Below are 16,517 nucleotides of genomic sequence, written 5' to 3'. Positions count from 1 at the left end.
TATAATTTGAATTGTAACAAATGTAAAACATAATAAACAAATTAATATTGATTAAACCTTATGAATTACAAAGAAATAGAACGTAAATTTTTAGTAAAAAATCTTGATTTTATAAACGAAAGCTATCAAAACGATAGAATTGAACAAGGTTATTTAAACTCTCATAAACAAAGAGCTGTTAGAGTTAGAATTAAAAATAATCAGGGATTTTTAACTATTAAAGGAGAATCTAACCTTGCAGGAACGACTAGGTTTGAGTGGGAAAAACAAATTACCGTTTCCGAAGCAAAACAATTATTGGCTATTTGCGAGCCGGGAGTTATTAGCAAAACAAGATATTTGGTTAAAAGCAACCATCATACTTACGAAATTGATGTTTTTGATGGAGACAACAAAGGTTTAATTGTGGCAGAAATTGAACTTAGCAATGAACATGAAGCCTTTGATAAGCCAAATTGGTTAGGAGCAGAAGTTACTGGGCAAGTTGAATACTACAACTCTCAACTTAGCAAAAAACCCTACAAAAACTGGTAATTTATTTAATGGTATGATAATAAATAGTTATAAAATGACACAAACTACCTAACAATACCAAAACGTGAAAAATTGCATGATTGTATTTAATTTTATTAGCTGCATAAAAATAAGCTCCTACAGAATAAAAAAATCCACCCAACAGCAACCATCGTTGTCCCCAAAGTGGTAAATTTTGCATTAATGGTTTTAGAAAAAAAATAAGTAACCAACCCATTATCAAATAAGACAATACAGAAAGTAACCTATACCTACCTATAAAATAAATTTTATATACAATTCCTAAAATGGCTACTGCCCAAGAAATGGCAAAAACCAACCATCCTAGCCGTCCTCCCAAAACAACTAAAGATATTGGTGCATAAGATCCTGCAATTAGTACATACACAGCAGAATGATCTAAAATATTAAGATAATACCTTATTTTTCTATTAAACGTGCTATGATATAATGTAGAAGCAGCATACAACAAAATCATGCTTATGCCATATATAGCATAACTTAAAATGGTATTTATAGACTGAGAAACAATGGCTTTGTACATTAAAAAAGGAAACACAAAAAGACTTAAAAAAAAACCGACTGCATGAGACCATACATTCCATTTTTCTTCTAATGTTTCATAATAGGTTACCTTAAACTCCATTGCTTAAACTTTACTATATAATATACGAAAAAACACACAAATTAACCAATGTTAAATTCTATTTTAAGAAATAATTTACAGCGTTTATTCGCTTATTTTTTATGAAAGTGTACTTTTGTGCAAAACATTATTTTTTAAAAGTATATGGCAAGAATTTTAACAGGTGTACAAAGTACAGGAACTCCACATTTAGGAAATTTATTAGGGGCAATTATTCCTGCAATAGAAATGGCAAACAACCCTGCAAACGAATCTTTTTTATTCATTGCAGACATGCATTCTTTAACACAAATTAAAGACGGAGAAACCTTAAAACAAAACACTTATAGTACAGCTGCTGCTTGGTTGGCTTTTGGGCTAGATATTAACAAAACAATTTTTTACAGACAAAGCGATGTACCTCAAACCACTGAACTTACCTGGTATTTAAATTGTTTTTTCCCATACCAAAGACTAACACTTGCACATTCTTTTAAAGACAAAGCTGATAGGTTAGAAGATGTAAATGCCGGTTTGTTTGATTATCCGGTACTAATGGCTGCCGATATTTTATTGTACGATGCAGAAATTGTTCCTGTTGGTAAAGATCAATTGCAGCATTTAGAAATTACAAGAGATGTTGCCAGTAGATTCAACCACCAAATGGGAGAAACTTTTGTGCTTCCTGATGCTAAAATTCAAGAAGAAACCAAATATATTCCCGGAACTAACGGTGGTAAAATGAGTAAATCTCAAGGAAATATTATCAACTTATTTTTAGATGATAAAAAATTGAGAAAACAAATCATGAAAATAGAAACAGACAGTACTCCTTTAGAAGAACCTAAAAACCCAGATACTTGCAACCTATTTGCCTTGTACAAAATTATTGCTTCTGATGAACAAATTGCTGAAATGAGAGCTAATTACGAAGGTGGTAACTATGGTTATGGACATGCCAAACAAGCTTTTTATGAATTGTTATTAGAGCAATTTAAAGAACAAAGAGCTAAGTACAACTACTACATAGAAAACACTGAAGAAATAGATAAAGCTCTAGCTATAGGTGCCAAAAAAGCAAATAAAATAGCAAATGAAACATTACAAAGAGTAAGAAAAAAAATAGGATACAATTAATTGTATCCTATTTTTTTAAGCCAATACTTTATTTCTAATTTGTTGTGTAGCATTTACCATAACCTCTAAGGCTTTTTTAGTTTCTGGCCATTTTCTGGTTTTTAATCCACAATCTGGATTGATCCAAATATTTTCTTGCGGAATGTACTTTTCTGCCTTTTCAATTAAATCTACCACTTCTGCAACAGACGGAACTCTAGGAGAATGAATGTCATACACTCCAGGGCCAATTTCATTTGGGTATTTAAACGCTGCAAAAGCATCTAACAATTCCATTTGAGAACGAGAACATTCAATGGTAATTACATCGGCATCCATGTTGGCAATAGACTCAATAATATCGTTAAATTCAGAATAACACATGTGTGTGTGAATTTGAGTTTCATCTTTTACCCCACTTGCCGATAATTTAAACGCATTTACAGCCCAGTTTAAATAAGTATTCCATTGTGCTTTTTTTAAAGGCAATCCTTCTCTTATCGCAGGTTCATCAATCTGAATAATTTTAATTCCAGCTCTTTCTAAATCTACCACCTCATCTCTAATGGCTAAAGCAATTTGATTACAAGTAGTTTGTCTTGGCTGATCGTCTCTTACAAAAGACCATTGCAAAATAGTTACCGGTCCGGTAAGCATTCCTTTTACATATTTGTTTGTTAAACTTTGAGCAAAAACCGTCCATTCCAACGTCATAGGTTGTAAACGTTCTACATCTCCAAAAATAATAGGTGGTTTTACACATCTAGTTCCATAACTCTGTACCCATCCAAATTGTGTAAACGCAAATCCTTCTAATTGTTCTCCAAAATATTCTACCATGTCGTTTCTTTCAAACTCTCCATGTACCAAAACATCTAAACCTACTTGTTCCTGAAACTCAATAGATTCTCTGGTTTCTTTTTCTAAAAGTTGATTGTATTCTTGAATGGATAAACTTCCTTTTTTATAGTGGGCTCTCCAACTTCTAACCTCTGGAGTTTGTGGAAAAGATCCAATAGTTGTGGTTGGATAAAGAGGTAGATTTAAAGCTCTTTTCTGAAGTTCTTTTCTGGTTTTAAAAGCACTAACTCTATTAAAATCAGCTTCTTTAATAAAGCTTTCTCTGTTTTTTACTTTAAACTTATGAATTCTTTCAGATTCTCTTCTTTCTTGAATTGCTTGTTTGTTTTCATCAAATTGTAACAAATCTTTGTGGGTAGGATGTGTTGTTAATTTACTTAACAACACCACTTCATCTAATTTTTGAGCCGCAAAGCTTAACCAAGATTTTAATTCTGCATCTAATTTCTGTTCGCTCTCTAAATCTACAGGTACGTGTAACAAAGAGCTAGAGGTTGCAATCCATACTCTATCTGCTCCCAACACCTCTTTGGCTTTGTTAATTTTTGCAATGGATTTGGTAAAATCGTTCTTCCAAATATTTCGTCCATCTACCAAACCCAAAGACAATATTTTAGATTGATTTTTAAATTCTGATTGTAAAATTTGTGCCAATTGTGTTTCATCTCCCCTTGTAAAATCTACATGTAAAACAGAACCTGGTAGGCTATTAATCAACTCTAAGTTTTCTAAAACATCATCAAAATAAGTTGCTGTAATAAAATTAATTAAAGGAAACTCTTTTCTTAAAAAAGTATGGGTTTTGTGAATGGCCAATTTTTCATTTTCTGATAAATTTAAAGCCAAAAAAGGTTCATCTATCTGAATATAAGTAGCTCCTAAATTCTGAAGTTTTCCAATTATTTGTTTGTAAACCGCTAATAAATTATCTAACAAATCTAATTTGTCAAACCCCTCTTCTTTTTCTTTACCCAATAGTAAAAAAGAGGCTGGACTTATTAATACGGGTTTAGCATTAATTCCTAAATCAATTGCTTCTTTGTATTCGTTAATTACTTTTTTAGACAACAATTTAAAGTTTTGATTTTGCACAAACTCTGGCACAATGTAATGATAATTGGTATCAAACCATTTGGTCATTTCCATTGCCGTTATGTCGTAATTTTCTGTTTGTAGTCCTCTTGCCATGGCAAAATAAACTTCCAATTCAGAGAAATTACCATCAATCAATTCTTGATATCTTTGAGGTACTGCTCCTACAGTTATACAAAGATCTAATACTTGGTCATAATAAGAAAAATCGTTTACTGGAATTAAATCAACTCCTGCTTGTTGTTGCTTTTCCCAATTTTGTTTTCTAATATTTTTAGCAATTGTATCTAAAGCTTCTTCTGTATGATTTTTAGCCCAATAACTTTCTATTGCTCTTTTTAATTCTCTTTTTGCTCCAATTCTTGGATATCCTAATGTATGATTTTTCACTTTTTCTATAGATTAAAATTCTTTTACAAAACTATAATACATACACAAAACACTAAAAAAACACCTTAAATACAGATAATAAACCTAAATTTGGAAAACATAAAGAATAATAATCTTTATCTCTGTAAAAAAAGATTCCTAAAAAGAAATATATCCTATGTATCAACCAGACTCTGTAGACTTGCAACTGCTAAAACAGCTTCAAAAAAACGCTAGAATTACCATTAAAGAGCTAGCCAACATTACCAACTTGTCTAACACACCTGTACATGAGCGAATTAAAAAACTAGAAAAAAACGGATACATTACCAAACACGTGGCTCTGTTAGATAGAAGTTTATTAGGCAAAAAACTAATTGTATTCTGTAACATTAAACTAAGAGAACACACCAAAGAAATAGGTGAAAACTTTGTAAAAGACATTACCTCTTTGCCACAAGTAACAGAATGTTACAACATTTCTGGAGATTTTGATTTTTTGCTAAAAGTAATGGTTAGAGATATGGATGATTATCAAGATTTTGTTCTAAATCACTTAGGAAGTGTACCCAATGTTGGGAGTGCTCATAGTACTTTTGTAATGGCCGAAATTAAAAACACAACAGAAATTCCTATTCAATAGCAAATTAACTATTGACTCTTACTTTTTTTATTTGTATCTTAATAGGGAACGACAAAACTATTAAAGTATGGCTATAAAAAATTTTAAATCCCCAGATGCTAAGGCAGAGACTTTAGCTGGAAAAATATTAGTTTCTGATTATATGGTACCTAGAGATCGACTGATTACGTTTTTACCAAAAGTTAGTATTGGTGAAGCTATGCAGACCTTGGTAACCAACAACATTGCAGGAGCCTGTGTTATTGATGAGGATGACCATTTAATAGGAATGATTTCTGAAGGTGATTGCATGAAAAAAATAGCAAATAGTAGATACTATAATATTCCATTACACGATCAGTATGTAGACGAATATATGGAAGTGATTGTGGAAACTATTAACGGTGATACCAACATTTTTGATGCAGCACACATGTTTTGTACTTCTAGAAGAAACCGTTTTCCTGTAGTAGATGGAAATAAAATTATTGGTCAAATAAGTAGAAAAGATATTTTAAAAGCCGCTTTAGAAATTAAATAAAATACCTACTAACCAAAACTACTAACTAAAGCTCAAAAGGCACATAAATAAAACTTATGTGTCTTTTGTATGTTAAAACGGATACCCTATCGCAAAATTTAAAATGGTATTGCTCAACTTAATGGTACTTAGAGAAGTAGAAGTTGGTTGCTTAACAGGAGTTGCAAAATCAAACCTTATAACAAAACTCTGAATATCTACTCTTAGTCCTGCTCCTGCACTAACTGCCATTTCATTTAAAAAGTTAGACGTAAATTGACCACCACCCAAAGCAGTGTTTTCATTATACAACCATACATTTCCAGCATCGGCAAAAAAGGCTCCTTTTAGCAAAGAATAAATAGGAAAACGATACTCTAAATTGGCTTCTAAACGAATGTCTCCTGAGCTATCAAAATACGTACTGCTAGACGTACCACTACTATATGTTCCTGGACCAATAGATCTTGAAGCAAAACCTCTAACACTGTAAGGTCCTCCAGAAAAAAACTGTTTGGTAAATGGCAAAACATCTGAATTTCCATAAGGAATTCCCAAACCTCCATACAATCTACTAACTAGAGTTTGCTCTTTTCCTAAATCCATATAGTATCTAAAATCTACATCAACTTTGGCATATTGTGCATATTCCAAACCTAAAAAAGTGTTTTTATCTCCTCCAGAATTTAAGCTGACTAAGTTCAGTGCATTTCCTGCAACATCTAAACTGGTGGAAAAAAATACTTGATTTTTTTTAGTACTTCTTCCCAACTCATTATACGTTAAATTGTAAGTCAGTCCTGCAATAAATTGCTGATCGAAACTGTTTTGTAAAAACGGATTGTTGGCCAAAATGGTTTCAAAATCAGAAGTAGTGTTAAACAATCTTACATAATTAATATTTACCGGATTTATTTGATGACTTAAATATTTGTTGGCATCCCATTGGTATCCAAAACTCCCTGTAAAAGAAGTTAATCCATACAAATTAGATCGACTTAAATATTCCGAATCAAAAGAAATTTTGGTTTTAGGAACTCCGTACTTAAAACGTCCTGTTAAATCCCACGGAAATATTAATCTTGGAAAGGTTAAGCTAGCTCCCAGCCCCAATTTTATTCCATTTAAATTTTCTGTATTGCTTCCTATTTGTGTTTCATAAGCAAAGGTTCCTGTAATGTTTAATAATTCTCCTCCATTGTATAAATTTCTATTTCTATAATTTAAAGACAATTCGGGTCCTGCAAAATTGTTAGATTTGGTTACTGCTTGCAACTCCAACCCTAAAGATCTTTTGTTTAATGGCGATAAATAAATGGCTGCATTTAAACCTCTAACACTATCATTTTCTTGATTTTTATTTTCCTCAAACTGAATATTTACATATTTGTAAGTTCCAATAGAAGATAATCTTTTACTCGTAATTTTAGATTTTTCCGGATGGTATAAATCTCCTTCACTAAACAACAAATAATTACGAAGCCTTTTGGGTTTAAAAAATAACGTGTCTTGTAAAAAGGAAACTCCTTTGTAAGTAACACTGTCTAAAGCACTGTTTTTTTGAGCTAAATTGTAATTAGGATACACCGTAACCTTATTTATTTTATAAGGTTTTAAAGCTTTTTTAGGAGTTTCTTTTTTTATTCTTGCATACAAATCAAAACGTTTGTTTTTGTATTGATTGGTGTCTGCCTCAAAAATGATAAAATCTTGATTGAAATTATAATACCCTTTGGCTTTTAGTTTTTCATCAATTTTAATTCTTTCTTCTTTAAAAGATTCTAAATTATATCTGGTTCCTTTTTTTAGCAAAGTGGTTTTTAACTCCTCTTTAATTTCTTTGTAAATAGCCAAAGTATCATTCTCTAACTGATAGCTTTCTAACACATAAGGATCTGTTAACTCTACAGTATAAACAATGCTTTTTGTGTGCTTTTTTTCTTTTACGGTAGCAGTTACTTTGCTATTAAAAAAACCTCTATTGTCTAATCGGTTTTGAATTAAATTCACCACTTTGTTTTGAGAAACATTGGAGTAATAAATGGGTTTTTCTCCTATTTTTTTGGTGATGTATTTGGTAATAAAATTTTTACTTCCTTCTTTAGATTTGTAGTAATAATACAGACCAACTCTAGATCCTAAAATTTTACTATTGGGTTCTGGCCTTAACAATTCTTGCAGCTCTTCTTCTAAGCTTGATAGTTGTTTTATCTTGTTTTTATTGATGATTTTAATGGTAGCACCACTATATAGTTTTTCGTCTTTTGGCACAAAACGTTTTATACTACACGCACTTATGATTAGAGACAAAACCAACAACCCACAAACTTTATTTATTTTTGTACTCTCCATTACTGTGTAGATTTTTTAGCGTTTTCTTTAAGCCACAATTCACGGAACTTATTAAACTCTCTATTAAATAAAAAGGCTATTCCTGTAACTACTACTTGCCCATCAATAACACTTTGGTACTCGTTTTTACGGAATCCCTTTAATCTATATCTTCTATCTTCCGTTAGCGCATATTCAATGTTTACATTTCCTATAATTGGAGTTTTTTCACTTTGTTCTTTTGATGTATTTTCTATTTCAAAACCACTACCTACTTGCACGGTTAACCTATCATTAAACAAACGTTTTTGTGCACTTACATTTAGTTGTGTGTTGTTTTCTTCTCCCTCACTGGTATAATCTGTATAACTATCCAATTCAAAACCTAACTCTACTCCTGTTTTACCTACCAATTTGTTTGAGTAATTATTTAGTTGATTAGACAAAGCTTTGTTTACATTGTCTCTAGCTATAGAAAGCGATCCTCCACTACTACCATCACTAATGTTAGACGGAAAAAATTGATTTAAAACCAACAACGAAAACACCTGCTTGTTTAAATCTTCTTCTCTATTATTTAGTTCTTGTACTTGCGTATATACTTGTCCGCTTAGTTCACCTCTAGATTCTTCTGGAATGTCTAAATTAAAACTGATTTCGGGTTTTAACAACTCTCCATTTAAATTTAAATACACCCAAAAAGGCATTTTTTTTCTAAACGTATTTAAAGTTTCTGCATCCATTCCAGATGTTAAAGAAGACATCAATCCGCTTGCCGATGCTTTTACTTTGTAAATCGCTTTAATGTCCATTTTGGCTTCTAAAGGATCTCCTTGCCAAAGAATGCTACTTCCTTTGGCAATGTCAAACTTACGAGTTACTAAGTTGTACAAACTAGCTTCGTAATGTCCGTTATTTACCTCATATTTTCCAGACAAGGTGGTACGTCCGTTTGGAGTTAATCCAAAATTTAAATCGGCAACTCCAGATACTTTTAAATTGTCTCCTGTTTTTTTATCGATGATTACATTTAAAACAGCCGATTTGTCTAGTTTTAAAATGGTTTTAATATCCAAACCTGTTACAATTCCTGTTGTTGTTTCTGAATATTCATTGGTTGTTAAAATATCGTTTGTTACTTTTTTATTTACAAACACAACCACACCTTCTCTTTCTACAGCTTCTATTTCAGATTCTGGAATTACATACGTAAAATCTGTGTTTTTGTCTACTTTTAACGTTCCCGTAATTTTAGGCACATTTAAATCTCCTCCAATTTTTACATCGGCATCTATAAACAATTTTCCATAATACAAATCGTTATCTTCTTGGGTAGAATTTAAAACCTGTAAGTTTTCTGTTTTTAAGGCCAGTTTAAATTTTGGATTTGCAAAATCATTAGTTTCCACTTTACCATCCAACACAAAAGCATTTTGGTCTTTGTCTAAAATGGTAAACTTGTTTAACAAAACGCTTGAGTTGTCTATTTGTATAGATTCCTCTGGCAACGTAAAATTGGTATTAAAACTATTTACTTTTAATTGAGCATTGCTAAAGTTTAAACTTCCATTGTACAGAGGATCTTTAAGAGTACCCTTCATGTTAAAATTAGAAGAAATACTTCCGGATGCATTTGATATGTATTCCTTAGCAAAACCTTCTATTTTTTGTAAACTCAGCTTTTTTAAATTTACTTTAAGGTCTAATGGCGATTGATTTTCTGCTGTGTTGTAAGTACCATCAATTAATAAGTTGATGTTGTTTTGCTCTTGTAAAGATAATTGTACATGGTAATTTTGATGGTTAAACGTTTCTGCATTTAACTGTAGTGTTCCCAACATATTTTCTAAAACATGTAGTTTTTCTACTTTAATATCAGACACAATATTTTGTTCTTTATCTAAACGATCTATTTCTATGTTTCCGCCCACTATACCTGTAGCAATTTGCTGTTCTGGATTTAGAAACGATACTAAATTTAACAAATCAAAATTCTTAAAATCAAAAGCTAAATTGTTGTTATTCTCTTCTTTTACTTGAGCGTTAAAAGTTAATATTTGACTGTTTCTAGACAATTTAAAATCTGTAGAAGTTATATTTCCATTAACCAAAATGGCATTGTTCTCTGGAATTTGCCAAGGCTTTCGGTTTAAAATTAAATTTTGGGGGTTGATGTGGAATTTGACTAAAGAATCATTCGCTACAATCTCAGAATTTATATTGATGATTTTTTCAGTTTCATCAGAAGTAGAAAAATCTAACAATACCGTTCCATCAACCACCTTTCCTTGCAAATTGATGTTTTGAATGTTAATAGGATCGTATTTTACATTATCAACTTTAAAATCTAAATCAAAATTTTCTGACAAACTATTTAAAGAAAACTGTGCATTTGTAACACTACTTCCTTGATATTCTATGTATGGAATTTTAAATGATGAGCTTAATTTTTCATCAGCCTCATTAAATAAAACATTCATTTTTATAGGTTCAAAATTACTCAACCCTTTTAAAAAAACCTGGTCTAAAAGCGGATCTTGACTGATGGTGAACTCTGCTTTTAAACGAGTTTTACCCACAACGGTATCTAACTTTTTCTTAGAAAAATAACGAGTTAAATGTTTGTTAACAGCACTTGTTACTTGCTCCGGATTGGCATTGGCACTTAGTTTTAAATTTAGCAAATTACTTGCAACGCTTACGCTTGTAGAGTCTTTAGCAATATTGGTGTTGATTAAAAAATTACCCATCGGAAAAGATTCATCATTATACACCAACAAACCATTTTCTGTTTCTGCTTTTACTTTAAAACCATCTGCATTGGTTTTGTAATCAACATTTAAATAAATTCTAGCTCTTATATTTTCTTCGGTTAATTTTAAAGCTTGTAGGTTGACTCCATTAATTTTTATGGCCGATGTAATGCTAGACCTTATGGAATCTAATTTTATGTTTGTTTTGGTATTAACATCCAAATTATCATCTTTAAAAACAGTACTTATTTGTCCTTTACCATCTTTAATAGTTCCTCTAATTTCTAAAGGATTGTAATTGTATCCATCAAACACCAAATTTTTAAATTGAGTGCTTAACGTTGCGTTTAAAGTTGCTATTTTTTTCCAATCTGCCTGTACCTCAGTTTCAAAATCTAACAACCCTATTTTATCATTTTTAAGTATGCTACCCAAGTCTAATTCGGTAACTTTTAACTTTCCTTTTACAATTGTTTTTTGTTTGTTTTTAAATGTTCCATTTAGGGCAATTTCTCCTTTGGATACTTTTAAAAAAGTAGCCGTTTTTATTTCTGTTAAACTTCCACTAGTAGTTGATTGTAAAGAGATTGTATTTGGAATATTAATCCCTAATGTTTGTTCATCAACAAAATTTAAGATCGATTTTTTATCCGTTTTAAAACGGATATTTGGCAAGTTAAAATTCAAGTTATTTTCTGTTAATACATCTTTAATTTTTCCAGATATATTTACCGATGTTTTTTCTCCCCAATTTAAGTTCAAAGCTGTTAAATCTACGTTGTTTAACACTCCTTTAACTTTTACATTTCCGGTTACAGTATGTTTAGATAATTGCTGAACATATGTGTTTTCTTGTAACGCTGCATTAAAATAAAAGGCATCTTTTACATTTAAATTTAAATCATTAACGGCAACATTAAACTTGGTGTTTTTAGGTTGATTGATCAAATCATTTATAGTAGTATAATCAATAGTTCCTTGGGTTTGTATAGCACTCTGATTGGTAACTATTTTTAAATTGGATAATTCTATTTGCTGATTGTTTACATTTCCTTTTAAAGCCAATTCTTTTAATTGAAAACCGCTTTTTTCTAAAAAAGAAATCTCTTTAAGATCTAAAGCTAATTGATCTTGTAGCAAACGAACATCCTTTAACAAAATATTGGTTTTGCTAATTTTAAAATCCTGAGGATTGAATACATTTTTAGCCGTAGTTCCTTCTCCTGTTTTTAAAGCGATGGTATTATTGGTAAAAGCCAATTCGTCCACATTTACTTTCCAGTTAGGCCATTCAAATTTTGTGTTTTTGGCGGTTTGAGTAGTCTGTTGCTCAATGATTTTTTCATCACTTACAAAAACTAAATTGGCAAGGGTATTTTGTAAACCTACCTGATGAACTTTAATGTTTTGCTCTTTTAAATTGACCAACGTATTTTTTAGCTCAAACATCCCTAAATGAACATCGGCTAAACTATTAGTTGTTAGGTCTTGATAATTAACCTTGATGTTTTCTAAAGCTACATCATCAATTTTTATAATTGGCAAAGGAGATGCTTCTTGACTTTCTTCAGTTTCTGGAAACGATTTAAGTTGTACATACTTGACATCAACATTCTTTAATCTTAATTTTTCAATAGGAAAATGGAAGGTATTTATATTTAATTGGTTACCTAGATCTAAACCTAAATCTCCTAATTTTAAATATGTGTTTACACCTAAAACTTCATCGTTAAACAACAAATCAAAATCAGAAAAATTAAGAGTTCCTATTTTTACATTTAAGGGTGATGCAGCACTTTCTTCTTCAGCTTCTTTCTCTGTGTTTGGAGTTGCAAAAGCATTGATGATATAATCAAAATTGTATTGATTTGTAGTTTTAGGCTTGTATACTTTAGCTTTTAGTCCTTTCCAATCTACAGCTTTTATATGAATGGTGTTTTTAGTAAAAATTGGCATTAGAGCCACTGAAACCTCTAATTCTTTACTATATACCAAAGTATCTTTTTGCTGATCTTCTAGATACAGTTCTTTTAGAATTAAATTACCAGAAAAACTAAGGTACAATTTACCTATATCAAACTTAGTATCTATTTTTTGCGCTACAAATTCAGTTACTTTGTTCTTCACAATATTCTGTCCCCAAGAACTACGAATAAACAACACTAGCGCTATACATACAACCAACAGCCCTAAAAACAACCATTTTAAAAAATGAAATGCTTTTAATAAAAATTGTTGAATTGTTTTAAACATAGGTATTCACAGCTTAATAGGTTATTGTTCAACCAATATTAATAACAAAGATAATGCCTATAAATGACTATATACTACTATTTTTAAATACTAATTTTTAACTAAAAAGCACATATTGTTATTTTTCTCATTGTTTTATTAAAAATATTATTATATTCGCAAACATGTTGCTTATTTATTAGTGACTAACTAACTAAACTATATATAAAAAAAGGTCTGTATACTATTTATACAGACCTTTTCTCTTTCTCTTTATATTCTATGTAGCTACAATCTAGCTTATAAATTCTCCGTTAGCAACGTTATCTTCTGTAGGAGCTAAGAAAGACAATTTACCATCTTTGGTATCTGTCATTAAAATCATTCCTTCACTCTCTACACCACGTAATTTTCTAGGAGCTAAGTTTACCAAAACGGATACTTTTTGACCTACAATATCTTCTGGCTTATAACTTTCTGCGATTCCAGAAACAATCGTTCTTACATCAATACCTGTATCTACTTTTAACACCAATAACTTTTTAGCTTTTGGCATTTTTTCGGCTTCTATAATAGTTCCTGTTCTAATATCTAATTTGATAAAATCTTCAAAACCAATGGTTTCTTTTTGAGGTTCTACTACTTTAGCTTCGGCAGCGTTGGCTAATTTTGTTGCTTCTAATTTGTCTATTTGAGCTTGAATTTCAGCATCTTCTATTTTGGCAAATAACAATTCTGCTTTTCCAATAATATGTCCTGCAGCAATCAACTCATCTTTTACCTCAACATCATTCCAAGAGATTTGCTTCTCTACTCCGCTCGAAGACCCTAAATTTAAGATGTTCTTCAACTTTTCAGAACTAAATGGTAAAAAAGGTTCTGATAAAACAGACAAGGCAGTAGCTATTTGTAACGCTACATACATAATAGTTTTGGTACGTTCTTCGTCCGTTTTTACCAATTTCCAAGGTTCTTCATCTGCTAAGTACTTATTACCCAAACGAGCTAAGTTCATCATTTCTGACAAAGCTTCTCTAAAACGGTAGCGTTCCATAGATTTAGAAATAATATTTGGGAACTCTCTTACTTGTGACAATACATCTTCATCTAACTCAGATAAATTTCCTGGTGTTGGTACTTCTCCATTGTAGTATTTATTGGTTAACACTACAACTCTATTGATAAAGTTTCCAAAAATGGCCACCAACTCGTTGTTGTTACGTGCCTGAAAATCTTTCCAAGTAAAATCGTTATCCTTAGTTTCTGGAGCATTGGCGGTTAAAGCATAACGCAACACGTCTTGTTTTCCAGGAAAATCTTCTAAATATTCGTGCAACCAAACTGCCCAATTTTTAGAGGTAGACAATTTATTTCCTTCTAAATTTAAAAACTCGTTAGCAGGTACATTGTCTGGCATAATATAATCACCATGTGCTTTTAACATAGCAGGAAAAATTACACAGTGGAATACAATATTATCTTTTCCTATAAAGTGTACCAATTTAGTGTCTTTATCTTTCCAATAAGGCTCCCAATCTTTTCCGTTTGCAGCTGCCCATTCTTTAGTTGATGAAATGTATCCAATAGGAGCATCAAACCACACGTATAAAACTTTTCCATCTGCTCCTTCTACAGGAACGGGAATTCCCCAATCTAAATCACGAGTTACCGCTCTTGGACGTAATCCATCATCTATCCAAGATTTTACTTGTCCGTATACGTTTGGCTTCCAATCGTCTTTATGGCCTTCTAAAATCCATTCTTTTAAAAAGGCTTCGTGCTTGTCTAAAGGTAAAAACCAATGTTTGGTTTCTTTAACCGTAGGTACGTTTCCTGTAATAGCAGATTTTGGATTGATTAAATCTGTAGCGTTGTGAGACGTTCCACATTTTTCACATTGATCTCCATAAGAATTTTCATCTCCACATTTAGGACAAGTTCCTACCACAAATCTATCTGCCAAAAACTGATTGGCTTCTTCATCAAACAATTGTGATTCTACTTTTTCTATAAACTCACCTGCTTCATACAACTTTGTAAAAAATTCCGAAGCTGTTTGATGGTGAATAGGTGCCGATGTTCTAGAATAATTATCATATGAAATTCCAAAATCTTCAAAAGATTTTTTAATAATTCCATGATATTTATCGACCACATCTTGTGGTGTTACTCCTTCTTTTTTAGCCTTAATGGTAATTGGCACTCCATGTTCATCAGAACCACCAACAAACGCAACATCTTTTCCTTTGTTACGTAGGTAACGTACATAAATGTCTGCAGGTACATAAACACCTGCTAAATGACCAATATGTATAGGTCCGTTTGTATAAGGTAAAGCCGTTGTAATGGTGTATCTCTTAGGATTGTTCATCAGGTTTTCTTTTTATTTGACCGCAAAAATACAATTCTGTAACCAAACTTTATAAAATAGGTAGTTGAAAGATTGTAAATTGCGTATTTTCGAACAACAAACACAACGTATGAAAACCTTTTTTAGGCTCATTTTTTTATTTGTGATTACTTCTATGAACAGTCAAAACATCACTTTTACTCAACCTCCTTTTTTACAACTGGGAGACACCATACTAATTGTAGCCCCAGCAGGAATTATAAAACAACCCGAAGCTATTTTAAAAGCTAAGGAAACTTTTGAAAACTGGGGATATCGGGTAATTATTGGAGATGCTGTTTTTAATGAACATCATCATTTTGCAGGAACCGATAAAGAACGCTTACACGATATGCAATGGGCATTAAATCACCCTACAGCAAAAGCCATTTGGTGTGCTAGAGGCGGTTATGGTTCTGTAAGAATTATTGATGATTTGGATTTTTCTAAATTTGCCAAACACCCTAAATGGATAATTGGATATTCCGACATTACTGTATTTCACAACAAACTACACAACTTAGGTTTTCAAAGCATGCACGCTCCTATGCCCATTAATTTTAAACAGCCATGGCCAGCAATTGAAGAAAGTATGCAAGACCTAAACAATTTTTTACAAGGCAATTTAAAAACATACACAATTCCATCCAACCCCTTAAACAAAAAAGGGACTTGTTCTGGTGTATTAATAGGCGGAAACTTAACTATTTTAGAAAATATGATTGGTACAAGCACTTGCTTTTCTGCTAAAAATAAAATTATTTTTATTGAAGAAATAGGAGAGTACAAATACCACATAGACAGGCTACTAAGAGCTTTAGATAGAAAAGGATATTTTAAAGAATGTGCCGGAATTCTAATTGGTGATTTTACTGATACCAAACAAAATTATCCTGAATTTGGAGAAACTATTGAACAACTAATTTTATCTGTTGTAAAAAAATACAACATTCCTGTTTTATTTGATTTTCCTGCAGGGCATGAAGATAAAAATGTACCGTTAATTCTAGGTAAAGAGGTAAAAATAAAAGTTGGCAAAACACATTCAACCATTCAATTTACGAACTAAAAAT

10 protein-coding genes are annotated in these 16,517 nt (G+C 31.4%); 5 read left to right on the top strand and 5 right to left on the bottom strand.

The genetic code is table 11. The annotated features are described in order from the left end of the window. Positions 1-60: 60 nt before the first annotated feature. The gene (locus ACY2IJ_RS10060; RefSeq protein ID WP_476724235.1) at positions 61-534 is read left to right on the top strand and encodes a CYTH domain-containing protein; all 474 of its coding nucleotides are present in this window, start codon (positions 61-63) and stop codon (positions 532-534) included. 1 nt (position 535) lies between these two features. On the opposite strand, the gene trhA is transcribed toward ACY2IJ_RS10060, so the two are convergent. Beyond that, the gene (gene trhA / locus ACY2IJ_RS10055) at positions 536-1,180 is read right to left on the bottom strand and encodes a PAQR family membrane homeostasis protein TrhA (protein WP_476724234.1); all 645 of its coding nucleotides are present in this window, start codon (positions 1,178-1,180) and stop codon (positions 536-538) included. A gap of 144 nt (positions 1,181-1,324) precedes the next feature. On the opposite strand from trhA, the gene trpS reads away from it, so the two are divergent. Beyond that, positions 1,325-2,296, top strand: a complete 972-nt coding sequence (gene trpS, locus ACY2IJ_RS10050; RefSeq protein WP_476724233.1) for a tryptophan--tRNA ligase — start codon at positions 1,325-1,327, stop codon at positions 2,294-2,296. Between the two features lie 15 nt (positions 2,297-2,311). On the opposite strand, the gene metE is transcribed toward trpS, so the two are convergent. Beyond that, entirely contained in the window at positions 2,312-4,618 is a 2,307-nt protein-coding gene (gene metE / locus ACY2IJ_RS10045) for a 5-methyltetrahydropteroyltriglutamate--homocysteine S-methyltransferase (protein ID WP_476724232.1), read from the bottom strand. A 157-nt stretch (positions 4,619-4,775) separates the two neighbouring features. Here metE and ACY2IJ_RS10040 point away from each other — a divergent pair, with 157 nt between their 5' ends. Beyond that, the gene (locus ACY2IJ_RS10040) at positions 4,776-5,240 is read left to right on the top strand and encodes an Lrp/AsnC family transcriptional regulator (protein WP_167896418.1); all 465 of its coding nucleotides are present in this window, start codon (positions 4,776-4,778) and stop codon (positions 5,238-5,240) included. Between the two features lie 67 nt (positions 5,241-5,307). After that, positions 5,308-5,760: a CBS domain-containing protein gene (locus tag ACY2IJ_RS10035; RefSeq protein ID WP_476724231.1), complete on the top strand. Its 453-nt coding sequence runs from the start codon at positions 5,308-5,310 to the stop codon at positions 5,758-5,760. Between the two features lie 72 nt (positions 5,761-5,832). Here the strand turns inward: ACY2IJ_RS10035 and tamL are convergent, their stop codons facing one another. The 3 genes from tamL to metG form a co-directional block, all read right to left on the bottom strand. Then, positions 5,833-8,091 carry a translocation and assembly module lipoprotein TamL gene (tamL, locus tag ACY2IJ_RS10030; protein WP_476724230.1) on the bottom strand — a complete coding sequence of 753 codons (2,259 nt, stop codon included), beginning with the start codon at positions 8,089-8,091 and terminating at the stop codon, positions 5,833-5,835. Beyond that, complete coding sequence (locus ACY2IJ_RS10025; RefSeq protein ID WP_476724229.1) at positions 8,091-13,076, bottom strand: translocation/assembly module TamB domain-containing protein; 4,986 nt, start codon at positions 13,074-13,076, stop codon at positions 8,091-8,093. Before ACY2IJ_RS10025 ends, tamL begins: the two co-directional genes overlap by 1 nt. A 274-nt stretch (positions 13,077-13,350) precedes the next feature. Next, entirely contained in the window at positions 13,351-15,426 is a 2,076-nt protein-coding gene (metG, locus tag ACY2IJ_RS10020) for a methionine--tRNA ligase (RefSeq protein WP_476724228.1), read from the bottom strand. A 109-nt stretch (positions 15,427-15,535) separates the two neighbouring features. Here metG and ACY2IJ_RS10015 point away from each other — a divergent pair, with 109 nt between their 5' ends. Beyond that, positions 15,536-16,513 (top strand): S66 peptidase family protein, encoded by a 978-nt coding sequence (locus ACY2IJ_RS10015; protein ID WP_476724227.1) that lies wholly within the window; start codon positions 15,536-15,538, stop codon positions 16,511-16,513. The last annotated feature ends 4 nt before the right edge of the window (positions 16,514-16,517 follow it).

The organism is Wenyingzhuangia gracilariae (genome assembly GCF_056387575.1).
Note: the sequence above shows the minus strand (reverse complement) of the source record. Positions and strands in the feature narration are given on the sequence as shown.